The 22,891-nt window shown below is 60.2% G+C and carries 20 protein-coding genes, 2 tRNA genes and 1 pseudogene; 15 read left to right on the plus strand and 8 right to left on the minus strand.

What is annotated here, in order from left to right; genetic code table 11:
* Window positions 1-32 precede the first annotated feature (32 nt).
* The 4 genes from paaN to AC1RQC_RS37350 all read left to right on the plus strand — a co-directional run bounded on the left by paaN (window position 33) and on the right by AC1RQC_RS37350 (window position 3,521).
* Window positions 33-1,715, plus strand: a complete 1,683-nt coding sequence (gene paaN, locus AC1RQC_RS37335) for a phenylacetic acid degradation protein PaaN (RefSeq protein WP_492814732.1) — start codon at window positions 33-35, stop codon at window positions 1,713-1,715.
* A 184-nt stretch (window positions 1,716-1,899) separates the two neighbouring features.
* On the plus strand, window positions 1,900-3,225 hold the full coding sequence (gene paaK, locus AC1RQC_RS37340; protein WP_492886431.1) for a phenylacetate--CoA ligase PaaK: 1,326 nt from the start codon (window positions 1,900-1,902) through the stop codon (window positions 3,223-3,225).
* 140 nt (window positions 3,226-3,365) lie between these two features.
* A tRNA-Asn gene (locus AC1RQC_RS37345) sits at window positions 3,366-3,441 on the plus strand.
* Between the two features lie 4 nt (window positions 3,442-3,445).
* Window positions 3,446-3,521 (plus strand) — tRNA-Gly (locus AC1RQC_RS37350).
* A 104-nt stretch (window positions 3,522-3,625) separates the two neighbouring features.
* On the opposite strand, the gene AC1RQC_RS37355 is transcribed toward AC1RQC_RS37350, so the two are convergent.
* Window positions 3,626-4,537: a tyrosine-type recombinase/integrase gene (locus tag AC1RQC_RS37355; RefSeq protein ID WP_492886433.1), complete on the minus strand. Its 912-nt coding sequence runs from the start codon at window positions 4,535-4,537 to the stop codon at window positions 3,626-3,628.
* 327 nt (window positions 4,538-4,864) lie between these two features.
* Between AC1RQC_RS37355 and AC1RQC_RS37360 the strand changes: the two genes are divergently transcribed.
* From AC1RQC_RS37360 to AC1RQC_RS37385, 6 genes are all read left to right on the plus strand, one after another.
* On the plus strand, window positions 4,865-5,191 hold the full coding sequence (locus AC1RQC_RS37360; RefSeq protein WP_492886435.1) for a hypothetical protein: 327 nt from the start codon (window positions 4,865-4,867) through the stop codon (window positions 5,189-5,191).
* An 82-nt stretch (window positions 5,192-5,273) separates the two neighbouring features.
* Window positions 5,274-6,434 (plus strand): sensor histidine kinase, encoded by a 1,161-nt coding sequence (locus AC1RQC_RS37365; RefSeq protein ID WP_492886437.1) that lies wholly within the window; start codon window positions 5,274-5,276, stop codon window positions 6,432-6,434.
* Between the two features lie 35 nt (window positions 6,435-6,469).
* Complete coding sequence (locus AC1RQC_RS37370; protein WP_492886438.1) at window positions 6,470-7,372, plus strand: hypothetical protein; 903 nt, start codon at window positions 6,470-6,472, stop codon at window positions 7,370-7,372.
* A 113-nt stretch (window positions 7,373-7,485) separates the two neighbouring features.
* The gene (locus AC1RQC_RS37375) at window positions 7,486-7,938 is read left to right on the plus strand and encodes a helix-turn-helix transcriptional regulator (protein WP_492886440.1); all 453 of its coding nucleotides are present in this window, start codon (window positions 7,486-7,488) and stop codon (window positions 7,936-7,938) included.
* A 1,116-nt stretch (window positions 7,939-9,054) separates the two neighbouring features.
* Window positions 9,055-9,681, plus strand: coding sequence for a tyrosine-type recombinase/integrase (locus AC1RQC_RS37380; protein WP_492886442.1), 627 nt, complete (start codon window positions 9,055-9,057; stop codon window positions 9,679-9,681).
* A 244-nt stretch (window positions 9,682-9,925) separates the two neighbouring features.
* Window positions 9,926-10,300 (plus strand): NUDIX hydrolase, encoded by a 375-nt coding sequence (locus AC1RQC_RS37385; RefSeq protein WP_492831036.1) that lies wholly within the window; start codon window positions 9,926-9,928, stop codon window positions 10,298-10,300.
* 638 nt (window positions 10,301-10,938) lie between these two features.
* On the opposite strand, the gene AC1RQC_RS37390 is transcribed toward AC1RQC_RS37385, so the two are convergent.
* Window positions 10,939-11,856 (minus strand): LysR family transcriptional regulator, encoded by a 918-nt coding sequence (locus tag AC1RQC_RS37390; protein ID WP_492815255.1) that lies wholly within the window; start codon window positions 11,854-11,856, stop codon window positions 10,939-10,941.
* A 130-nt stretch (window positions 11,857-11,986) separates the two neighbouring features.
* Here AC1RQC_RS37390 and AC1RQC_RS37395 point away from each other — a divergent pair, with 130 nt between their 5' ends.
* Together AC1RQC_RS37395 and AC1RQC_RS37400 are read left to right on the plus strand one after the other, a co-directional pair.
* Window positions 11,987-12,385 (plus strand): RidA family protein, encoded by a 399-nt coding sequence (locus AC1RQC_RS37395; protein ID WP_492886461.1) that lies wholly within the window; start codon window positions 11,987-11,989, stop codon window positions 12,383-12,385.
* 499 nt (window positions 12,386-12,884) lie between these two features.
* Window positions 12,885-13,313: a hypothetical protein gene (locus AC1RQC_RS37400; protein ID WP_492886444.1), complete on the plus strand. Its 429-nt coding sequence runs from the start codon at window positions 12,885-12,887 to the stop codon at window positions 13,311-13,313.
* A gap of 303 nt (window positions 13,314-13,616) precedes the next feature.
* Here AC1RQC_RS37400 and AC1RQC_RS37405 read toward each other — a convergent pair whose 3' ends face one another.
* Window positions 13,617-14,903: a hypothetical protein gene (locus AC1RQC_RS37405; RefSeq protein WP_492815106.1), complete on the minus strand. Its 1,287-nt coding sequence runs from the start codon at window positions 14,901-14,903 to the stop codon at window positions 13,617-13,619.
* 353 nt (window positions 14,904-15,256) lie between these two features.
* Between AC1RQC_RS37405 and AC1RQC_RS37410 the strand changes: the two are divergent.
* Window positions 15,257-15,900: pseudogene (locus AC1RQC_RS37410) on the plus strand (tyrosine-type recombinase/integrase).
* Between the two features lie 540 nt (window positions 15,901-16,440).
* On the opposite strand, the gene AC1RQC_RS37415 reads toward AC1RQC_RS37410, so the two are convergent.
* The 3 genes from AC1RQC_RS37415 to AC1RQC_RS37425 all read right to left on the minus strand — a co-directional run bounded on the left by AC1RQC_RS37415 (window position 16,441) and on the right by AC1RQC_RS37425 (window position 18,690).
* Window positions 16,441-16,899 carry a hypothetical protein gene (locus tag AC1RQC_RS37415; protein WP_492886446.1) on the minus strand — a complete coding sequence of 153 codons (459 nt, stop codon included), beginning with the start codon at window positions 16,897-16,899 and terminating at the stop codon, window positions 16,441-16,443.
* A gap of 109 nt (window positions 16,900-17,008) precedes the next feature.
* Window positions 17,009-18,109, minus strand: coding sequence for an FUSC family protein (locus AC1RQC_RS37420; RefSeq protein WP_492886448.1), 1,101 nt, complete (start codon window positions 18,107-18,109; stop codon window positions 17,009-17,011).
* Window positions 18,109-18,690, minus strand: coding sequence for a hydrolase (locus AC1RQC_RS37425; RefSeq protein ID WP_492886450.1), 582 nt, complete (start codon window positions 18,688-18,690; stop codon window positions 18,109-18,111). The genes AC1RQC_RS37420 and AC1RQC_RS37425 overlap by 1 nt, the downstream gene beginning before the upstream one ends.
* A 70-nt stretch (window positions 18,691-18,760) precedes the next feature.
* On the opposite strand from AC1RQC_RS37425, the gene AC1RQC_RS37430 reads away from it, so the two are divergent.
* Both AC1RQC_RS37430 and AC1RQC_RS37435 read left to right on the plus strand, forming a co-directional pair.
* Window positions 18,761-19,495: a TetR/AcrR family transcriptional regulator gene (locus AC1RQC_RS37430; RefSeq protein ID WP_492886451.1), complete on the plus strand. Its 735-nt coding sequence runs from the start codon at window positions 18,761-18,763 to the stop codon at window positions 19,493-19,495.
* Window positions 19,496-20,176: 681 nt separating this feature from the next.
* Window positions 20,177-21,187, plus strand: coding sequence for a CAP domain-containing protein (locus AC1RQC_RS37435; RefSeq protein ID WP_492886453.1), 1,011 nt, complete (start codon window positions 20,177-20,179; stop codon window positions 21,185-21,187).
* Between the two features lie 470 nt (window positions 21,188-21,657).
* Here the strand turns inward: AC1RQC_RS37435 and AC1RQC_RS37440 are convergent, their stop codons facing one another.
* Together AC1RQC_RS37440 and AC1RQC_RS37445 are read right to left on the minus strand one after the other, a co-directional pair.
* Window positions 21,658-22,368, minus strand: coding sequence for an IncC plasmid conjugative DNA transfer DtrJ family protein (locus AC1RQC_RS37440; RefSeq protein ID WP_492886455.1), 711 nt, complete (start codon window positions 22,366-22,368; stop codon window positions 21,658-21,660).
* A partial coding sequence (locus AC1RQC_RS37445; RefSeq protein ID WP_492886457.1) for a TraM recognition domain-containing protein occupies window positions 22,365-22,891 on the minus strand: 527 nt, incomplete at its 5' end. The genes AC1RQC_RS37445 and AC1RQC_RS37440, both read right to left, overlap by 4 nt.

The following is a 22,891-nucleotide window of genomic DNA, read 5'->3' on the forward strand; positions in this document are numbered from 1 at the left end:
CCGCAATCCTTTAAAGAAATACGGCCCCCGCAATGAATCACGCCCTGTTTGAAAAACACGAGAAGACACTTGCCCAAGCCCTGGACGCCATCCGGACCCGAGGCTACTGGAGCCCCTTCAATGAGATGCCCAGCCCGCGCACCTACGGCGAAACCGCCGCCGACGACGGCGAGGCGGCATTCAAGGCGCAACTCGGACAACCCTTCGTGCTCGAGCAAGCCGGCAGCGGCGGCACCGTCGGCGCGGAACATTCGCCATTCGGCTTCGCGCTGAACATCGGCTATCCCAACGCCGAGCCGGACGCGCTGATCGCGGCGGCGCAAGCGGCGCAGCTGCAATTCCGCAAGGCAGGCCCGAAGGCCTGGGTCGGCGTGAGCCTGGAGATCCTGGCGCGGTTGAACCAGGCGAGCTTCGAGATCGCGCACAGCGTCATGCATACCACCGGGCAGGCGTTCATGATGGCATTCCAGGCCGGCGGCCCGCATGCGCAGGACCGCGCGCTAGAGGCGATCACTTATGCGTGGGATGCCATGCGTGACATTCCGCAGACGGCGTACTGGGAAAAGCCGCAAGGCAAGAATCCGCCGCTCGCCATGGAAAAGCGCTTCACCATCGTCCCGCGCGGAATCGGGCTGGTGATCGGCTGCTGCACGTTTCCCACCTGGAACAGCTATCCCGGGCTGTTCGCGGACCTGGCCACCGGCAATGCCGTCATCGTCAAGCCGCATCCCGCCGCGATCCTGCCGCTGGCCATTACCGTGCGTATCGCGCGGCAGGTGCTGGAGGAGGCCGGCTTCGATCCGAACGTCGTGACCTTGCTGGCCACCGCACCCAATGACGGCGCGCTGGTGCAGTCGCTGGCCACGCGCGATGAAATCCGGCTGATCGACTTCACCGGCAGCACCGCCAACGGCGACTGGCTGGAGACACATGCGCTGCAGGCGCAGGTGTACACCGAGAAGGCGGGCGTCAACCAGATCGTGATCGACTCGGCGGACGAACTGAAGGCGGTGTCGCGCAATATCGCGTTTTCGCTCGCGCTGTACTCGGGCCAGATGTGCACCGCGCCGCAGAATATCTACGTGCCGCGTGAAGGCATCAAGACGGCGCAAGGCACGGTCCCGTTCGAGGAGGTGGCCCAGTCCATCGCCGATGCCGTGCAAAAGCTGACCAGCGATCCGGCCAAGGCCGTGGAGCTGATCGGTGCAATCCAGAACAAGGGCGTGCTTGACCGGATCGAGCAGGTGACCAAGCTGGGCGTGCCGCTCCTTGCCAGCCAGCGCCTGGTGCATCCGGCCTACCCGGAAGCCCGCGTCAGCACGCCGGTCCTGCTGAAGCTCGACGCCCGGCGCGACGAGGATACGTTTACGCAGGAATGGTTCGGCCCGATTGCGTTTGTGATTGCCACCGATTCCACCCGGCATTCGCTGGAACTCGCCGCGCGCATCGCTCGCACGCGCGGCGCGCTGACGCTGTCGGTCTACAGCACGGACGAACAGGTGCTCGATGCCGCTGACGAGGCTGCCGTATCCGGCGGCGTTGCGCTGTCGGTCAACCTGACGGGCGGCGTCTTCGTGAACCAGTCGGCGGCGTTCTCGGACTTCCACGCTACCGGCGCGAATCCCGCGGCCAACGCGAGCCTTGCCGACACGGCCTTTGTTGCCAACCGCTTCCGCGTCGTGCAAAGCCGGCGGCATGTGCCGCAGCGCACCTGAGCGACTGCATATCCAGCACTACCAATCAGTAATCAGTAATCAGTAAGCAGGCACGTTGCCAACCTGGGCGGCACGACGGCAAAGACCGTTGACGCGCATGACCGGGTTGGCAGGCTGCCGCGTGGCGCCCCCGTTCCCGCCACCGTTCATTCCTATTTTGCCGCGTCATTCCCAGGAGACAACCGTGGTCCAGCCAATTCCTCAACCGGGTGAGCTCGAAGCCATCGAACTAGCCAGCCGCGACGAACTCCAGGCGCTGCAACTGGCGCGCCTCAAATGGTCGCTGCGCCATGCCTACGACAATGTGGCGCACTACCGCCGGGCTTTCGACGCCGCCGGGGTGCATCCGGACGACCTGCGCCAGCTATCCGACCTGGCGAAATTCCCCACCACGACCAAGCAGGACCTGCGCGACAACTATCCGTTCGGGCTGTTTGCCGTGCCAAAGGATGAGGTGGTGCGCGTGCACGCATCGAGCGGAACCACCGGCAAGCCGACCGTGGTGGGCTATACCGCGAAGGACATCGACACATGGGCCAACGTGACGGCGCGCTCGATCCGTGCGGCGGGCGGCCGGCGTGGCGACACGCTGCACAATGCGTTTGGCTACGGCCTGTTCACCGGCGGCCTCGGCATTCATTACGGCGCCGAGCGGCTCGGCTGCATGGTCGTGCCCATGTCCGGCGGACAGACCGAGAAACAGGTACAGCTCATCCGCGATTTCGAGCCGTCGATCATTCTCGTCACGCCGTCCTACATGCTCAACCTGATCGACGAGATGGCACGCCAAGGCATGAACCCGGCGAAGTCATCGCTGAAGATCGGTATCTTCGGCGCCGAGCCGTGGACCCAGGGCATGCGCAGCGAAATCGAGACCCGGGCGGGCATCCAGGCCGTCGACATCTACGGCCTCTCGGAGATTATGGGCCCGGGCGTGGCGTCCGAGTGCATTGAAAGCAAGGACGGCCCGGTGGTCTGGGAGGACCATTTCTATCCCGAGATCATCGATCCGGTCACCGGCGAAGTGCTGCCCGACGGCAGCCAGGGCGAGCTGGTATTTACCTCGCTCTCCAAGGAAGCCATGCCGATGATCCGCTACCGCACGCGTGACCTGACCGCGCTGCTGGCGCCGACATCGCGCTCGATGCGCAGGCTGGCGAAGATCACGGGGCGCTCCGACGACATGCTGATCATTCGCGGCGTCAACGTGTTTCCGAGCCAGGTCGAGGAGCTGATTCTCGGCATTGCCCGGCTTAGCGGCAACTACCAGCTGTGCATCACGCGCGACGGGCATATGGATTCGCTGTCCGTGTCGGTGGAGGCGCGCGCGGAGATCTGCGCCTCGCTGGCCGAAAGCGAGCGCGAGCAGCTGGCACGTGAGCTGCAGCACCGGGTGAAGACGATGATCGGCGTTTCCACGGCCGTGCGCGTCCTGAATGCCGGCGAGATCAAGACCACCGCCACGGGCAAGGCGCAGCGCGTGCTCGACCTGCGGCATCTCGGCGCTTGAGGCGGTAACTGCGGGAGGCGTGAGAAGCGAGCGAGAAGCAAGCCGATCGCAGCCGATCCACACTGAGCGAAAAAAACTATTCAAAAACGCAAAAGGCTGTTGTACAATCCGGCCTCCGTTTCGATTGAGACGGAACTTGTTCCCCGATAGCTCAGTTGGTAGAGCGCCGGACTGTTAATCCGTAGGTCCCTGGTTCGAGCCCAGGTCGGGGAGCCAAAAAGCGGGAGTAGCTCAGTTGGTAGAGCGCAACCTTGCCAAGGTTGAGGTCGCGAGTTCGAGCCTCGTCTCCCGCTCCAAAATGGCAAAAATTACCCGCCAGGGTATCGTGAGAGCGCCCGCACAGGTCGCCTCCCAAACGAGAGGGTGCCCGAACCTCCCGTAGCTGTCAACATTCCATCTGCTACAGATACGAAACCAAATCCCGCATCTCGTCGATATCGGGGTGGACATACTTCATCGTCGTATTGAGACTCGTATGTCCAAGCTGAAGCTGAACAAGCTTCGGGTTCTTCGTCACTCGCATCAATTTCGTTCCGGTCGTATGGCGGAAGCGATGGCAGGATGCAACTATCCCATGTGTATTCCTTAGCTCGGCGAAGACGTCACGCAGATTCCATTCGCCCATGGCTTCTCGAGGGTCAGTCCGTTTCGCCCGAGTCCGAAACGGGCCGACATTGAAGACCTTCCAGTTTGGGTTCGTTCCGCCGAGGCGCGTGCAGTATATTTTTCGATACATTCCCAACTCGGAGAGTAAGGACTGGGGTACGGGAATGTCGTAAGATCGCCGAGTCTTGCTGGTTTCGGATCTGAGGTGAATAGTGCGTTGTTCGACGTCTATATCACGCCACTCCAGGTTGAGAATCTGTCTTCTCCGCATGCCCGTGAAGTAGAGCGTCTTGATGAACGCTCTCCAGAACCAGATAGGTCGCATGCAAGGCGGCCACGGATGCTCTGGATTGTCTAGCAGCTGAAATAACAGGCTCAGCTTTTCCCTCTGAATGACCTTCGGCAGTTCATGATGCACCGGTGCCTTCTTGACGACGCGGAACGGGCTTGAGGCAACGACCCCGGTTTCCACACCGTATTGGAAGATCGCAGAGAGATGCCGGTGTAGCGTATTGTAAGTCGAAGCCGAAGTACCCTTGATAACCTTGTTTCTGTAGTCAATAAGGTTATCGACACTTAATTCCTTCGCGTCAATATCGCCTACTTCTCGGATAAGGTGAGTAGTCTTCTCCCTGTAGGATTTCACTGTGTCCGGTGCCAGAATCTTGTTGCGAAGATACTCTTCCAAGAGTTTTGATATCAGCATTCTGTTTTCCGATAATTTAAGTATTGATGGCTAATCTATCTAATAAATGCGAATGTTTCAAATGTTGACAGCAAGTAGGTGCGTTACGCTGTCAACAGCTCTGCTTGGATGATTCTTTTCGCTTTGTCTTTGATGTGCAGACGGATTCGGTAGAGTGGCATGAGGCGCGGGAAAAGGCAGTTATGGAATTCTGCCAAGTAGATTTCTCGATGTGCAGGGAGAAAATACGGGGTTATGGAGGAGGCGTCGTGTGCCCCGTAAATCTACGGATGACAGCCGGTTGTGAGCTGGGGCATGATTTGCGCACATGCATTGTGTTCGAGCGAGATGGAAATAATTGGCGTCAGTGAAAAACCCAGTGACTCTGAAGAATATTCCTATTGTCAATCAGACTTGTCCTATCCAATGGTCGAGAAAAATGGAGAGATGAAGCGAGCTCCCAATAGCATCGCCAACGGCAGGGATAGTGACGGTAATCGGCTCTTGCCCGGATTGACCTATGGCCTACATGCGCAAGGGTGTTCGCCTGCCCTGGGTGGCGTGTTTGCCGTCTGGGATGGCCGGCGCTTTCTGAACGATGTGACCGGTGACGTGGTCTCGCCAGCCGACGGCGGCTATACCCACGCGATGCTCGTCACATGTCGTGATGCATAAAGCACCTTCAGGGCCTTCGCGGAAGGCATTCCAGTTCTCGGAAGAGCCACTGCACTGGGCACCGCGGTTGAGGCTGCTTTGGGTGGGCGGCGCTCTTGGTCACGGCCTCTATTGGATCGTCTGGTCTTTTGTGTTTCCGCAGCCCCACGACAGCCTGGCGCTTCGTGGATGTGTTGCCGGGCTGTGGTTCCTGGTTGGCACAGGACGATATCTCAGAGCCTGCAGCGCGAGAGTCTCGTCGTATGTCCACTACGCGATATTTATCCTCAACGTGCCGTTCTTCTTCTCGTACATGTACTTGGCGAATGGCATCGACAATCGCGTATGGGCAATGTCGTTCGTCTGCGCCATCTACTTGACGTTCTTTTCCCTACGCGTGCTGTCCGGGTTGGCGTGTTTCGCGATTGGGAGCGCACTGGCGGTGGCCGTCCTTCACCTGGCGCCCGCGGGCAAGTTCGCCGGTGTTCCTGTCCAGGATGGTGCCGTGATCCTGCCAATATTCCTCTTTGCCTTTTCCACAGCGGTGGCTGGGGCTAGTCGACGAGATCAGCGAGTCAGGGACGGACTTGTGGGCGCATGGCGCGCATTGGCCGTCCTGGCACATGAGGTTAGGAGCCCCATGTTTGCATTGCGTATGCAGATGCTGGCTTTGAAGGACGAGATGCTGGATAGAGCCGATCGATGCGACCAGGCATGGAGTGAGATTCTGGATCGTCTGGAGAGGCGGATAGCGGACGTACATAGCAACCTGAACTTCCATCTCGAGAACGTCCGATGGTCCAGCGGCGAGGCGGCGGAGGATACCAGCGCGACATTTGACCTGGCGGAGGTTGCACGAGATGCGCTCGATACGTTGGCGGGAGGGAGAAATATGCCCTTGATTGAGCTTCGCGGTGACGCGAGCTGTGTTGTGCGAGGCGACATCGGTGGCGCGCGTCAGATCGTGGTGAACCTCCTTCGCAACGCCATTACTGCCGTGGCGGCAACCGGCGGCGGGAAGGTGTCGCTGGAGTTGGCGCGGCGGGATGGTTGGGGCGTAGTGATGGTGGAAGATTCAGCCGGCAGTCTGTCGGCAGCACTAGCGCAAAACCTCTTTGTGCCATTTTTCAGTGCGAAGAATGAGGGAATCGGGGTGGGCCTCTACGCAAGTCGAATGATCGCGGAGCGAATGGGAGGCGCAATACAAGTCATGTACGAGGATCGCGTGTTCACACGCTTTCAATTGGAGTTGCCCAGCGTATGACGGTACCGCTTCGAATGCAATGTGGTGTGCTACTGGTGGACGACGACGAAGATGTACTGGCCAGCATGGCGAAAGTCCTACGTCGACGCTTGCCTCACAACAAGATCTACACTGCGTCGACGTGCTGGTCGGCGTTGGCCATATTGGGGAAGCATGCCATTGATCCAGACTCGCTTTCGCGACGGTTGGTCAAAGAGGTCGAGTTGGTACCTGACAAACGATCCCTACGTGTGAATGACAGTCTGTTGAGCGGCTTCGATTTGCACCGCATATGTTCGGAGCAGATCGGTGTCGTCATACTGGACTACGCCATGCCTGAGTTGACTGGCTTCGAGGTGGCGGACTGGCAGATCTGCCGCGGACTTGGGAAGGTCTTGCTGACGGGGCAGGCGTCACCACGTCACGCGATAGAGGGTTTCAACGCGGGCGTCATCGACCGATTCATACGGAAAGACGATCGCGAGGCAATTCGGCACGTCGTGGACTATGTTCGCGAGCTTGAGCGCAAGGTGATGGCATCCGTCGGTGATGCGGCGTTGAGCATCTTGCAGCGGCAATCGCTTCCTTTCCTCGGGAATCCGGCGTTGCTAGCGCTGCTCGACGATGTGACGCGCGACGCCGAGGCCGTCTGGGTCACCGTCAGTCTGACGCCGCCAGGGATTGCCGCGATCGATAAGGCGGGGCGCACGAAGCGCTGGCTCGTCATGGATGACGAGGCTAGAGTGTCCCAGCTGGAGGTGGCCCGGGAGGCGGGTGTACCCGAGCCTTTCATGAAGGCGATCCAACGCGGAACACATTTGCCATTCTTCCTCGGTGCGCGGAATGCTGGGGGATACTACGAACATGGCTTGGACTGGTCAGAGGGCTTGCACAAAGTCATCGCCGCCGACATCGCAGGGTTCAAGGTCGCGGAACTTCCAAGATGCTCCCCGGTTTGACAGAGGCATTTCCGGAGCTGGAGTCGACGCGCGGACGCCTGAAGGCGTCGGGACTTCGCCTCAGTTATGCGTCACCCGTCTGCTCACGCTTCATCAGTCACGAGTGTGGCTCGATGACCCGAAGCGCTCGATCGGCGGAATCGCAGTTCAGTCCGCCATACGCCGCGTTGCCCACGGTTGTACGGCCGGGCGTGGTAGCGAGTGCGTATTTTGGTCCTTTTGGCTCGGCGTCGTGGTTGCTGGTCGAGCACGAGGAGCGGGCTGACCTGGAGGCCGTGCTGGTCGGGCATGCGAAGTTGCACGTCTTGCTTGATACGCGGTACATGGCAGCGGCGTCCGCCTATTTCGGGAACCAGCGACTGACGGAGCGAGAGGCGCAGGCTTTGTCTTTGACTGCGAACGGAAAGTCTAGCCGGGAGATCGGCGAGAAGTTGGGAATTTCAGCGCGGACCGCCGATCACTACATCGATGAGGCTCGCCGAAAGCTCGGTGCGCAGAGCCGCGCCGAAGCCGTGTTCCTGGCGATGCGATCGGGATTGTTTCGTGTGGAACCTTGGTGCCGCTAGCAGAAGGTTCTTCGCCGACTTGCGGGATGGGAGAGCCTAGGCGATGGGACTCACTGTGTGATTCAGGGATCGGTCTGACGGCTGAGTTCGGCCACAAGGCGTCGTTCGATCGCTCCTATCTTGAGACATTCGGGTGCCCGTCGCATCCACAAAGCAGCCGTTGGGAGGCAACCATGATGCGCGTCTCATATTCCAACGCCGCTCGCGACATCCTGCGAGCCCCAGCGTGCTTGTGTTCTTGTGTTATGCAACGCACGTGCAAGCCGGCCGGTCCTCGTTATGCTTCCATTGCCAGGCAGATCTGGGACAGCCGCCGCCGAGCACCACGGGGTCGAAGCAATGTCCAGACTTCGGAGGTGGGCGATGAGCATAGACATTTCCGAAGGTGACTCGGCAAATGCTCATCGAACCCGCAAAAACCAGATGTCTTCATTGCCAGGTGTGTCTCGAACTCAAGCAACACATTGGGGGCAGCAAAGCAATCCCCAGACCCTGGAGATGGGCAATGAGAATGGATCTTAAAAAAGCCGCTGTGGCCAAGCGCGACCGTCCAGGATACGACGAACGGGTACTTACCGGTCATTCGATGTCTATGACAAGATCGACAACAAACATATAGGGACACCGCAAATGGAACAGGTACGCCCGACTACACTCATCGGCACAGGTAGAGCTTTCTGGCGGAATTTCTTGCCCGCATGGATATTTCCCGTTTTCATTATCTTTGGGGGGCTCGCTTCGGACACGTTGGGGCACCCACTCTTGTTCTTTTGGTTAGTAGCGTCGCCCCTGTTCTTTTGGAGTTTCTTCCGTTGGGCTCGTTTATGGTTGGAACGCAAAGTCCGCTATTGGCATGCTGCATTCTGGGGGATGGTCTTTCCGTTCATCATCGCCGTCGCCACGGCCTTTTCTAGGCTCATCGCAATTCGAGTTCTTTGTGGAACGGGCTGAGCCGAACACCAGACCTTCGTTTCTATGTGCGAGTCGGTGAACGGCCGTTATATCTTGCGGAAACAGACATTGGCCCCGTGCGACCTCGAACGGCAGGAGAGGGTTGGTTAGCGACCGCCCGAAGGAGCGCAGACTGGATCTCCCTTCGATTGAAAGGAGATTGTCATGAAATCCGAGAACTTGACCACCGGTCATCGTATGCCCTGGAACAAGGGCATACTGACCGGGCAGAAGCCCCCGTTGAAGCTCCGAGAGATCTGGGCGATTCGCACAACGCTTCAGATGGCATCGAACATTCGTGAACTGGCAATGTTCAACCTCGCCATCGACAGCAAGCTGCGGGCGTGCGACCTGACGAGGCTGCAAGTGCAAGATGTCTGCCCGGGCAGTCATGTTGGATCCCGGGCGACGGTCATGCAGCAGAAGACGCAGCGGCCGGTGCAGTTCGAGATTACGGAACAAACTCGCCTGAGCATCGAGGCCTGGATCAGGGCGCGCGGACTGAAACCATCCGACTATCTGTTTCCAAGTCGACTTCATGATTCACCGCACCTTTCGACGCGACAATATGCCCGGTTGGTACACCGGTGGGTCGCGTCAATCGGGCTCGACGACACGGCTTACGGCACGCACACCATGCGACGCACGAAGGCATCGTTGATCTACCGGCGGACAAAGAATCTTCGGGCGGTACAGTTGCTGCTTGGGCACACGAAGCTCGAAAGCACGGTCCGATACCTCGGTATTGAGGTAGATGACGCCCTCGAAATGGCCGAACAAACAGAGGTGTAACGTTTGCAAGGGCCGGCGAGCGGTCGCTTGCCGGCCATGAGCGGCCAGCTACCGCCGCTAGGCTATCGCAGATTTGACGGCTGAAATCGGTCGAGGAACCGCCACATAGGTCGGCTGACGTGGGCGGGTGTGCATTAGCTTTCAGCTTGGAGCAGGGAAGGTTCTGGCCTGCCTGCCCGTGTCAGAGCCGCCCGGCCTCGCGTGTAAGATCAGCGCAAGATTCTGACATTACCCCAGGCGACTGATGAAGAAGAAGATAAGGGCCACCGTGGTTTGCGCGCGTGGCGAGCGCTTGCTGCTGGTTTCCAAGGACGGCAGCCGGTGGGCGCTGCCGGGCGGTCGCCCAGGCAAGGACGAGACATTTGCTGACGCTGCAGGAAGGGAGCTTCTAGAGGAAACGACCTTGCTGGCTCGAGGGCTCGGCTTTCTGTTCCAGGTCATAGGTGCTACGACCGTGCACCATGTCTTCGTCGCCAATATTGGGAAATCTGCCGCGCCAAAGCCGAGCAAGGAGATCGCACGCTGTCAGTGGTTCTCCCAAGCAGAACTGGGGGAGATTGTCATCAGCCCCACGACGCGCCAGATCATTGAAAGCTTCTGGCTGGTACGCCAGCGCTAACGTGCATGTCTTCTCCGGCGGTTAACCGGCTAGTAGGCAAGAGATGGCATGAGGGTTGCTTGGTCAGTTGCGATAGCGGGGCTACGCTCCAATCGTGGGCAATTTGGTCAGGGAGAATGTAAATGAAACCTATTGTTCATCACTTTCACTCCCATCCGCCGCACCACGGGGCTAAGTACTACTCGGCCTTTGCTGGGGCCATGCTGGTGGTTGCCGCGGCCTACGTAATGGTCACCCTCATTCGCCAAGTCTTATGAAGGGCATGAACTGGCGCCTTGCGTGCTGCAAAGAAGGAGTTGGACCTTTACGCTGAAACAGGGCTGAGTGACAGATCCTCGGTGCGAATCGGACTGCCATTTCAGGTCTGGTGGATGACCGAGACGGGTCGGGTACGGCCTGCCGCCCCTCGATCACAGCCGTCGCCTGCCGGCCATGAGCGGCCGTCCGGATTGCAGGCGCGTGGTCGGTCGAGGGGCTGCTGCGCATCCCATATCGGACGTTGTTACGGTCTTACCTAAAATAGCGTAGCGAGGTTGGTAATGGCCGCCCGTTCAACGCACCACCCCCGGCGCGATGCGGCGAAGCAAAAGGCTTCGGCGCTCGCTCGACGATCATGACGAAGCGCCGTGCCTGCAAGCTCATTGCATGTGCACGGGAGCACATTCGTTCATCAGTGCGACGACCCAGTCGATGAACACACGCAGCTTCGCGCTGACATGGCGGTTCGGCGGATACGCGATGTAAAGCGGCATCGGATCGAGCTGCCAGTCCTCGAACAGCGCGACGAGCTCGCCCCGTCTCAGATGAGCTTTCGACATATAACGTGGGAGCCACATGATGCCAAGGCCGGCCACTCCAGCCGCGAGATAGGCGTTGCCGTCATCCACGGCGAGCGCGTAACGGCCTTGCGCCTTTACCGTCTCGCCGCGGCGATGCATGACGAGCGGATAGAGATTGCCCGCGCGTCCCCACGAGAACCCGATGATGCGGTGATGCGAGTTTTCGAGTTCCCCGGGATGCGAAGGCGTACCTGCCAACGAGAGATATCCGGGCGACGCGAAGACGCCGAGCGGAAGCTCCGCCACGCACCGGGCGACCATGGATTGATCGTTCGGCTCGCCTCCACGCACGACGCAATCCACGTTCTCGCCGATGATATCGACGGTGCGGTCACTCACACCCATGTCGAGTTGAATGTCGGGATAGCGGGCGAGGAATGCCGGCAGCGCCGGGATGAGGATCAGGCGGGCGAACGGACTCGGCACATCCACGCGAAGGCGGCCTCGCGGCACCGCCGATGCGCTCGACAGGCTCGTCTCGGCGTCGTCCATATCGGCGAGCAGCCGGGTCACGCGCTCGTAGTACGCGATGCCATCCGGCGTGACGTTGATCCTGCGCGTCGTCCGGTTCAGCAGCCGGACGCGCAATCGCGCTTCGAGTTGCTGGACCAAGTGCGTCACCGTGGTCTTGCTCATATGAAGCGTCTCGGCCGCCTTCGTGAAGCTGCCTGCCTCGACTACCCGGACGAAAGCGCGCATCGCGTCGAAGCGGTCCATGAGTGTTTGCCTCGTGTTTGAATTGTTTGCATTTTACAAACAGTCATGGACAGGGTTGGACGTTTATCGCGCGGGCGCCGGTCGGTAGAGTGAGCTGATCGAAACCAATGATTTATTAATGGAGGTGGAAGTGGGCAAGCGCGATGTGGTATTTCCGCCGGGACGTCAGGCGCTTTACGAGCGTAACCGGTATTCTCCGGCCCTACGGGCGAGTGGTTTGCTGTTCGTATCGGGTCAGGTCGGCAGCCGCGAGGACGGAACGCCTGAGCCGGATCTGCAGGAACAGGTTCGGCTCGCTTTTCGAAACCTGAATGCGATCCTGCACGAGGCCGGATGCACGTTCGACGATGTGGTGGACGTCACGGTGTTCATGGTCGATCCGCAATCGACATTCGAGCGCGTCTGGCAGGTCGTGCCGGAGTTCTGGGGCGACGCGCCGCATCCTACGCTCACAGCAGTCGGAGTGACATGGCTTTACGGCTTCGACTTTGAGATCAAGGTCGTTGCGAAGCTTCCGCGCAATGATTGACGCGTCGGTCAAGCGAGCCGCGGCGTCTTGCCCGAACGACGGGCCGGGGTGTTCCCACCGCGGAATGACGGCTGCGCGTCGAAAAGAGACGTAACACCGGGCTGGTATCGAACGGCGGCTCCGGGTCGTAAGGCGCCTGTCGGCTCCTCTCAACTTAGTCTTCGTGACGTTCGGACTTGAGCAGCCGGTTGCGGACCTTGCACAAAGGCCCGCATCGGGCTACCCAACCTCAGCCGGAGCCAGGGGAGGTATCGTGCGCTCCCACCATGCGCGGGACTCGATCACTTCTGAGCAGCGCCGCGTTTAGTCAAGACGCGGCAACCATTGCGCGATTCGCCAGATCTTCTGCCGTCAGGGAATTTCACCCTTTACTCCTTGCCGGTTAGCCGGCAAGCACTGTATATTTATACAGTTACCGTCGCCTCCCGGAAAAGCTGGCTCCTGGAGTCAAGCCCGTGCGGCGCCTGCGCTTTCTCCCCCCCCACCTCGAAAGGCAATCATGTTCGTGGACCGCACCGAAATCATCAACGCCGCCAAGGCACTGCGCGCCAGCCAGGAAGAATCCAGATACAGCAAGCTCGTCGCGCTCGCGAACAAGCAACTCAAGGCAATGCAAACTGCAATCCAGAGGGGCAAGGAAGAATTCGAGACCAGACTGGTACTCGACATCAACGAAGACAATCCGCAAGCAGCGCTGGAACCGCGCGCGCAACGGCTAGCCAACAACCTCAGAACGCAGGGCTACACCGCCACGGTGACCACGTTTGCCGAGGTCAGCACCGACCGCAAGAACTGGACGCCGAATATCACGGTCGTCATCGGTCTGGGCGACATGGTTTCCGAAGACGACAACGCGATAGAGGAAAGCACGGTGACCGACGAAACGGAAGTCGCGCTGGCTGGCGAAGCTGCCAGTGAAATTGCCTGACAACAGGCGGGCAATCCGAGATAAGGGCGTGCCGGTGCAGAATGCAGCGCTTCTCGCTCGGACGCGTGGTGCCTTGTATTTCACATCTGGTATGGCCCGGCGGGTTGCGGGTTTCGGCCACCTACTGTGGTCGTCAGCGTCCGGCCAAAAACGGCCGTTTGAGATAGAAGCCCAGATTGCGTGCAATCTCCGCTAGCGGTGCAGATGGGTAAGCGATGATGTGCCATCACCTCCGGAGGTGATGGCTCGATTCTCTCCGTAATGCCGTTGCATCGGCCGGGCGCCTGGAACGTGCAACGCGAATCAGATCCGACGGATTGCCTCCATCACTTGTGCGCCCAATTGCCTCGTGTTCATGTCGTTGCCATTGGCGTTGCCGAGACCGATGTTCAAGAGCGCTGCCAGCTCGCGAAGGACAGGTTTCACCGGGACCTTTTGTACGCCTTCGAACTCGACTTCAATCGCGCCACTGGCCCGCTGTCGAAGCGTGTAACCGAGATAGGTGACCGTATCGGTGACGTCAGAGGATGGGGCATACTCGATATCGCTGGTGCCCGGCATAATCTTCAAGACGTTCTCGACCGCTTCAATAGTGCGATTTCCCCATCGGGTCGTGAACGCATATGTTCGCGCACCGGAATGAAACAGATCCCTGTCCGCGGTGTAGCAACGGAGCTTGGCTTGTCCGGTTGCGGACAGCAGACCAGCCTCGTTCAATGTTCCTTCCTCTTTCACGAAGAGATTGCCCTTCCAGGGGATGGCCTGTTCGATGGCTTCGGGAGATAGTCCGCGGCGGATACCCTCGGCGACGACTTCGTACGCCAGCCGACGCTTGGGCAAGTTCTCAAATGTCTCCGTGCCGATGGACAAGTCGTACCGCGTCAGGTCTCTGTCCTGTGCTCTGGCCGCGTCCTGTTCCATTGACTTCTCACGGACTGCGACCTGGTACTGCTCGGCTTCCGGAAGCGGAATGACCTGATGAATATCGAGAAGGACGCGCTCGTCAATCGTGTGTGGCCGCATTTGCACGCATCGGATATCAAGTCCCTGTTTGTTGAGCCAGAGGACTGCGGTTGTGAGCTCCTGCGGAAACTCCGCTGCCGCCAGGACGATCCTGACCGTATCGGAAAGCGCCACAGGGCCATCCTCCTGCTCCAGAAACTCCCGAATTGCCTGTTCTGCGATCTCGGTGGACCCAACTGACGCAAGGTACTTCCGGTGCGCCTCCACAGCCTGGTCAAAGCGCATAGTGGAGATCATTGCAGCGTACCTTAAAGCCTGAAGTTCCATGTGGGCGCCATCGTCCCGCTTGAGCTCCACGACAACCAGCCTTGCGTGCTCATCAAGACAGAGGAGGTCAATGCGCCTGTTGGCCCCAACCCAGTCGCCAAACTCCTCCGCAAGCACCATTGTTCTCACGCCAGGGGTGATTGCGGCAATATGCGTGCGAACCGCTCGCTGGATATTCTGGCGCTCAAGAATCCCGAGTCTGGCGAACGTGCTCTGATGTATCGGTGTCAACGTTTCTCCAGAGATTTCGTATAGCGCCATATTGTCAGCCTGTTCAGGATCGGAAGTGTCGCCGAGCATAGCATTACCGCGACGTTACGATTCCGTAAAGAGGACGGCACGGTGGACAGCCGGATCCATCTCCCGTCGCCGGACTGGAAGCGGCCGACGCCCCGAGCCCGGCTTGTCGCATAACGCAGCCGCCACAGGCGTGCTTTTTTGGGGGGGCGCAGAATCTAACGGATCCTGCGCCCGGGGTGGGATGCTGGGCTCTGGCACCCAGCAACCTTGTCGCGTACCGCTGTCGAAATGTTTGTCGACTATGAAACCGCCAAGTGGCCGGTTTTGGGAATAAGCAACTTCCACTTAAGGTCGGTTAGCGTCCACCCGAAGGAGCGCAGACTGGATCTCCCTCCGATTGAAAGGAGATTGTCATGAAAACAGAGAACCCGACTACCGGTCATCGTGTGCCCTGGAACAAGGGCAGTTTAACCGGGCAAAAGCACCCGCTGAAGGTCCAAGAAATCTGGGCGATTCGGACGCGGCTTCAGATGGCTGCGAACATTCGTGAACTGGCGACCTTCAACCTTGCGATCGACAGCAAACTGCGGGCGTGCGATCTGACGCGGCTGCGAGTGCAGGATATCTGCCCGGGCAGTCATGTCGGATCCCGGGCAACAGTCATGCAACAGAAGACGCAACGGCCGGTACAGTTCGAGATAACGGAGCAGACACGCCAAAGCCTCGAAGGCTGGGCCGGGGCGAGGGGCTTGACGTCTGCCGACTATCTTTTCCCAAGTCGATTGTATGCTTCGCCGCATCTGTCGACGCGGCAATATGCCCGGCTGGTACATCGTTGGATCGCCTCGATTGGACTTGACGATACCGCGTATGGCACCCACACGATGCGGCGCACAAAGGCTTCACTGATCTACAGGCGGATGAAGAACCTTCGGGCGGTCCAGCTCCTGCTTGGACACACCAAGCTCGAAAGCACGGTCGCTACCTCGGCATTGAAGTCGACGATGCGGCGACTGTGTTCGCCGGGACTTCAGAAGATGGGAGCGTCCGACGGTAGCGTATTTCGCTCACGAGAAGGTCGGAGATGAGGCGCTGATATCGTTAGCTCAGACGTTCTCCGACTTCCTAGACTTGCTTGAGACTCCGGTGCATGACGGCTGAGTGGTTTCAAACCGCTTTACCGGCGGTTCTGGCCTTTGGTTTCGGGCGCCATTGCTAGCCGGAAAGCCGACCTTTGCGGCGAAGTTTCCGAAGACGCGGCTTGAGTGACCGGTTTGGAGCAATCCGACAGACCGCTTCGGGTCGGGAAGAGCTGATGATAACCGGGCTCACGGAGGGCACCTGCCGGCCATGAAGAGTCAATCGCTCGCACCGCCGCTCAGACATTCTGGCGTCGGTTCCACTCAGGAACCGGCATTCAATTCGCGACGGTGAAGTATGGCTTGTCGGCCTTAGCCGACATTCAGGTATCACCGTTGGTGAAGCAGCTTCAGGGGCTAACGGCTATTGAAGATGCATTCGGGGACGTTGTTGCCAGCTCACCGGACGGATACAGCCGAACTTCCGAGGTAAGCTCCCAGATCGCTTGTAGTCGGGGCTAGTTCGCATGCAGCGCTTCGAGGGTCGCGCTCTTACCCAGAAGCGGCCAACGGTATCGCAGGTAATACGCACGACCATCCAGGCTGAAGGACGCAAAGCTGTACGGGCCGCGGCCGGCATTCTTATCGGTGTACACATACTCGAGCCCCTGCCCGTCATTGTGGATGCGGAAGACGCGCAGTATCCCGCTGACCCTCGAATGCAGTAGCAGGAGCCGCGAGCCGTCATACATTTCGAGCGGCAGGAGGTCGGTCCACCCAGCACCCATGAGCGTGGCCGAGCTCCACACGGAGGTTACGTCATCGTTGTCGATTCGATGAAGCTCGATGGTGCCGGTGGTGAAATCGTACGAATAGAAGTGAGTTCTCGTAGCGGTCGTGAGCGTGAACGGCGTGAATCCGATCCGGCCGCGACCGAACGCTCGCGTGCGCACAAGCAATCTGATCACCACGGCCATCCACGAGCTCGGCCACCAGGGCTTCGCGCTCGCAGACGAGTACCACTACGATCACGCGAGCACCGAGCACGCTCCATTCGCTGGCGCCGAGCCACAGGAGCGCAATGTTTCAACACGTCGAGCGGCACGTGTCTTCCATGTGCGCCGCAATGGCGGATGCCGTGAGCGCACACAGCAGCCCAATGGCGCTGCCGACTGCCACGTTCAGCAGGCGCTCGCCTCCAAAAATCCACGGTTTTCCCGCTAATGCAAATGCGATTGCCGCACAGGCGCACCGGACGCCGAATGCGAGCGTGTACGGACGAATGCAGATGAGCGTCAGCATTGCTGCGAACACAACGAGCACACGCATAAACGACGCATGAGGGATCATCAACCCAACGGCCACCCCGAAGGAAACGCCGACAACAGCCCCGGTGAGCCGGCTGCGAAACTTCTGCCGGGCGCTTGCCGCATTTCCGGTAACGACGCTGGCGGCCGACCAGATCATCCACTGACCATCATCGACGTGTCGCCATTCGACAAGTGCGGCAGCGCAAGCGACCGCGAGCGCGACGGTGATCACCAGCTCGATATATGCGTTGCGCTCGCTGTTTGGGGAGAGGCGAGTCCACTTTGCGAAATGCGCAAGAGTCGGCTGGCCGGTTTCGCGCGAGTGGAAGTGCTCGACTGATGCAACGAGCAAGATCGGCAACGCCGCTATCAACAGGAACGGCAGAATCTCAACGCTCCGGGTGATAAGCGCTTGCCGCGTGACCCCTTCCCCACTTTCGCAGGCAAGATACAGCGAGGGAATGAACGTGAAGTTGCCGAGCGAGCGCAAGGCGCTGCCGCCCGCGGTCACCAGCACGGATCCCATGCCCAGCAGGGCGGTGGCTACGACAAAGAGCAGCGGGTGCGCGAGCGACGCCATCAGGATCATGAAGCCCACGCCGATCGCCGAAGCGTGCGCGAAGACGCCGAGCGGCGCAAGCTGCGAGTGGTCGAGTGCAATGAGCATCGCGACCGGCACGATTGCAACGGTGAGCCACTCAGATCTGCCTGATACGAGTGCAAGCACGAGCAGCGGGACGAGCGCAAACATGGTGCGACCCAACGCCCGCCCGTCGAACACGGTTTCGACGCGGCGCAAGAGCAACGAATCTCCGGTGTGCCGTTCGCTGCTCATCGTCGCTATCCGGCCACGCTGTGCTTGTTCATCGGGCGTCATTAGCCTGCGAGCGCCTCAAGTACGTCGCCGGATTGCCGCACGAGACCGAGCCTCGGGAAGATGTAATTCAGCGACGCATGGTGATGCTCGGGCGCGCCGCAGCTCATTGCATCCTCGACGAGCACCAGCGAGTAGCCGTGCTCGTGCGCGGCGCGGGCTGTCGACTCGACGCCGATGTTCGTCGAAATCCCGCCGAGCACAATGGTTTGGATGCCGCGACGCCGCAATTGCAGGTCGAGCTCGGTGCCGTAAAAAGCGCTCCATTGGCGCTTCGTGATCTTGATGTCGCGCTCCTCCACCGCCAGTTCGGCGGGGAAGTCCCACCAGTTCGAGGGCAGTCCGCCGGGGGGAAGCGCGATGGGCTGATCAACGGGCTGCTTCAGTGCATCGCCGAAGTCGGCGCTCCAGCCCACCCGGACCAGGACGACCGGCGCGTTCACTTCCCGGAAGCGCTTTGCTAGCGTTGCCGCGGCAGCCAGCACGGCTTCGCCGGCGCGGGGTGCTTTCCCGAATCCGAGGATGCCCTGCTGAAGATCGATCAGAACGAGGGCGGTATTCTTGGGGTCAAGTTTCTGCAACATGATGGTCTTCCGTTGAAAGCGATGAGCCGCTGGTGTATTGTGAGGGGGTGCTCACAAATAGTATATGAGGATGGACTCACAAAAGTCAACGCCGAATACGGGCGACGTCAAGGCGCCTAGCCGCGCCCGCGGACATGCGCGGGTCGCATCGTTGCTGGAAGCCGCAAGCGCGGCATTCGCCGAAAAAGGGTACGAAGCAACGACGATGACGGCGATCGCCGCGCGTGCGAAGTCGTCGATCGGTTCGCTCTACCAGTTCTTTCCGACGAAAGAGCAGATCGCAGGTACGCTGCTCGATCAGTACGTGACTGAGCTTGAAGCAGCGTTCGACCGGCTGAGCGAGGAGGTGCCGTCGCTTGACGTATCGGTCGTTGCGGGCCGGCTGACGACGTTGTTCGTGGCGTTTCGCACGACGCACCCCGCTTTCGTGGTGCTGGCCGACGCGCATGATGTCGTGCTGCCCGGCGCCACCGGCGTGCGCGAAAGACTGCGCAAAGGAATCGCATCCGTGCTGGCCGCCCTCGCGCCGCGCCTGTCTGCGAAAGACGCTTTGTTCCGGGCCGTGGTCGTCCAGCATCTTATGAAGGCAGCCGTCACACTGAGCCACGATGCGAGCGTGGCCGACCGTCACGCGGCGATGCTGGAGTTCCAGCGCGTGGTACAGCACTACCTCGAGGACGTGATGGAAGCGGGGCGTGGCGGACAGACCGGTGGAGCGCAGCGAGGTGCGGCGCGCAAGGGGCGTTCCGCTTCGGGCAATGGCGCCGGTCCGAAGAGCAAGGGCAAGTCCGGCGTCTCGGCGTGAATGCTGTTGCTGCCCTACGCGTCATCCCGTCGCCGCGCAACGAACACGTCCGGCGGCGTGCACCTGGACGCTTTCGCTACCACTCGGACGCGGCGCCTCCTGGAGGAAACGGTCAACCCATCCACTCCGTCGAATTTTCGCGCGGCGGCGTCGGCAATCGCCCTGGTTCTACGAAGCAAGGCGCGCCGGGCTCGCGGCCGCTCGCCTGACATGTGTTTCGGGCATCCGTAGATAGACGAGCAGGGAAATGGCGGTCGCTATGCAAAGCCTTCCATAAGGCCCGACCTGCTGACCGTGAGTGCCCGTATCGGGCGACGGCTTCACTCGGATACCTGCCGTTGAACCTCTGATGGCTCGACAGGCAGCAGTGGGTCGATCTGCGACCTTCGTTCTCCCCGCAGGTTGGCGATAAGCTGTTTTTCCTGTGCCGCCACCCAATCGCAGGGTCAAACACTAATACTCAGATCCCTCTCCGTGGGCACCTGGACAGTCTCTAGGTTCTTGCATCTGCATGGGCGCAGACGGCGCGCCCTACCCACTTCCCCAGCTTGCCGCACCAGGCGCGCATGCTCCTGTGCACCAATCTTCCCGATATCACGTTAAGCCTCTGGAAGCGGATTTGCCAGGGTCACCCGCGGATCCTTAGCCCCGCTTGTACAGATCTAAAATAACCGGAAAAACGTGAAACAGAGCCTCTTCGCAATTGCCGCGATGTCTACCTTCGTCGCGGTCTGCGCCAGCATTGGTAGCGCTGGCGCCGCCCCTCCAACGATTGCTTCAAACCTGCCACGCACACCGAGCATCAGGAAGGAACCGTCTTCTTCTGCTTCGACTGCGATCGCGCTCACATCCACTTACTCCAGAACCGACCCGCGCCTCGAATTCTTCAATGCGCTCAACTCCCTGCGCTTCGCAATGGGTGTAGGCGCGCTGCGGCAAGACGCCGCCCTGGACGCCGCGGCCGAGAACCACCTGGAGTATATGAAGCTCAACGCGGTGATGAGCCACACGGAGATCCCCGGGAATCCTGGTTTCACCAGTCCCGATCCGTACCAGCAAGTACTCACCGTGGGCGGCTGGCACAAGCAATGGGTTGGACAGAATGCTTACAACGGCGAGATTGGCCGCTGTCTTGCCTCGATGGCGAACTCGGTTTACCACTTGCAAGGGATTACCAGCAATCAGGAGACCATCGGCCTCGCCATGCATGACAATTACTGCGTGACGAACTTTGGTGTGGTGACCGCAGCCGGAACCGGCGGCTATGGCCTCGCCCAATGGGGCGGCCAACAACTGCCTCCCGGCACTGGCGCCCACTACCCAGCCGACAATGCCAACGTCCACGGCTTGTTCATTCCTGGCCACGAGATCCCGAATCCAGCGCCCGATCTGGCCAGAGCCGGTCCCCCGATCATGTTCCGCGTCAACGTTGAAAAGCCATCTGACGTGCTGACGGTCTCGAACTTCATCCTGATGGGGCCTAGCGGCAGTCGCGTACCGGCTCGCATCCTGGTGCCTGCCGAATCCAAGGCTGGCTCGGTTGCTTCGGCTGTCGAGGACGCGAGCTTGTTTCGAGGGGTAGTGTTCCTGCTCCCCACGCAGCCCATCGCTGCCGGCACATACACAGCGACTTTCGTCGGCTCGCGAAATGATGTGGCGATCAACAAGTCCTGGAGTTTTACGGCATACTGACCAGCCTCTTCCGCGTCTAGGCAGGCCGAGAATGCATCAAACTTTGCCCCCTGTCTTCTTTGGGGGTCTTGTGGACTACCCCCTGATCTTCATACCCGGTACGACAGGTCGCCCGGCGATTGCGGTCGTCGCTTGCCGGCCATGACGGGACCTTCGCCGGACGCGTGGCTCCGACATTCAGAAGACCGCTTTATCCAGCAAACGGTCACTCAATCGCCCAGTGCCGGCATCGCGGGCGGACGACTGAGGGGGCTTGGAAATTGCCGTTGGGGCTGCGCGGGGCCCAACGGCAGTAAAGGGTCGGGGAGGAGTCGACTGAGAGGCGTGGGGTGCGGTCCCTTCCCGGCAGTTCCGGCCATTCGACGCCGCCCCAGCGACGATTCGCCGAAATCGGGGCTATCTACTTCCAGAGAGAGATAAGCGGCCAGGTGCCGCAACGGCAAAAAAGACGCCCATGGACAGCCGCCTGTTCAAAGATACTTCTTGAAGAACTTCCACTGCGTCCTAGCCAGGATCCCAATGGTCATGGCGATAGGGAACAACACCCACCGCACATCAAGCTGATACGGTAGACAGACGAAAACGAGGACCGAGGTGGCGCCCAGGCTCAACTGGGCATATTTCGCGCGATGGTACAAGCCGGACGATTCGCGCCCAGCGCTGGCGCGTCGGATCGAGCGTTCCACGAGACCATCGGTCATGCCGCACCAGAAGGCCAGCAGAAGCACTGGCCAGCCGGTCAGCAGTAGCATCAGGCGGCTTCCGAAGGTCTTCACGGCCAGCGCTGCGATCCACATTTCCTCGAGCCACGGCCGCAGCAATCTCTCGCCGATTGTGGCGTCGGTCCCACTATTGGCAATGTTGTGGGTGAGGCGGGAGAGGATGTCGTGTAGCTGGGTGACCTGGAAGAACAGCCAGTAGGCGAAGTCCGCAGATTGTTGTACCAACCAGGTGGCCCTTGAGGGTGCCCCGAGCAGGGTGGTCGCCTCCATCGAATGGCGGTAAATCTGGTAGGCGCTTTCCACCGGGTCGGTCCAGAGATAGTAGGCGGCCAGCAAGAAGGTCGCCACGCTGAGGGCGCATAGCACGCCATAGATGTACAGGATTTTCCAGAGCAGCTTGAGCGGCCAGACGAAGACGTGGATGACCTTGAGTTCGTGGAATTCGTAGCGGGAACTCATAGCCAGCCTCCCGGCACGGTGAGGGTCTCGGCCTCGGCCGCGCTCTCATAGCGGGCCTTCATGTCGGCGGCAATCACCTCGAGCGATGCTGGCAGCGCCAGATCGGTGGCGTCCGCCTTGGGGTCGAACAGCGGCAGGCGCAGCTTGTAGAGCCTGCCACCTTCGATCAGCGCAAATGCCTGGCCCTTGGGGAGCTTGACCAGATCGGCCGGGGTCAGCATTGGCATGCGCTGGGTGGAAATGCGGTCCTCGCTGCGGGAGCCGAATTCCTCAAAATCTCGGGGGTCGTTAGTGTCTGAGGCGGCGCTGGCCAGCATGGTCGAAGCGACGGACACCTCAGGCAGTTGGTTGGTCAGAATCTCGGCTGTTTCGTTGTTCTTGACCCGGAGCATGATGAGTGTGTTCAGGTTGCCGCCGATTTGCCCGGCCTTGGCGCGGTTGCCGACCTTGGCTTCGACGTCCGACCAGGTCTGGGTGTAGACCGTGACCTGGAAGCCGGCGCCGCCGGCCTTGTTGAGCAGCG

Source organism: Cupriavidus sp. GW822-FHT03E04, from assembly GCF_058801495.1.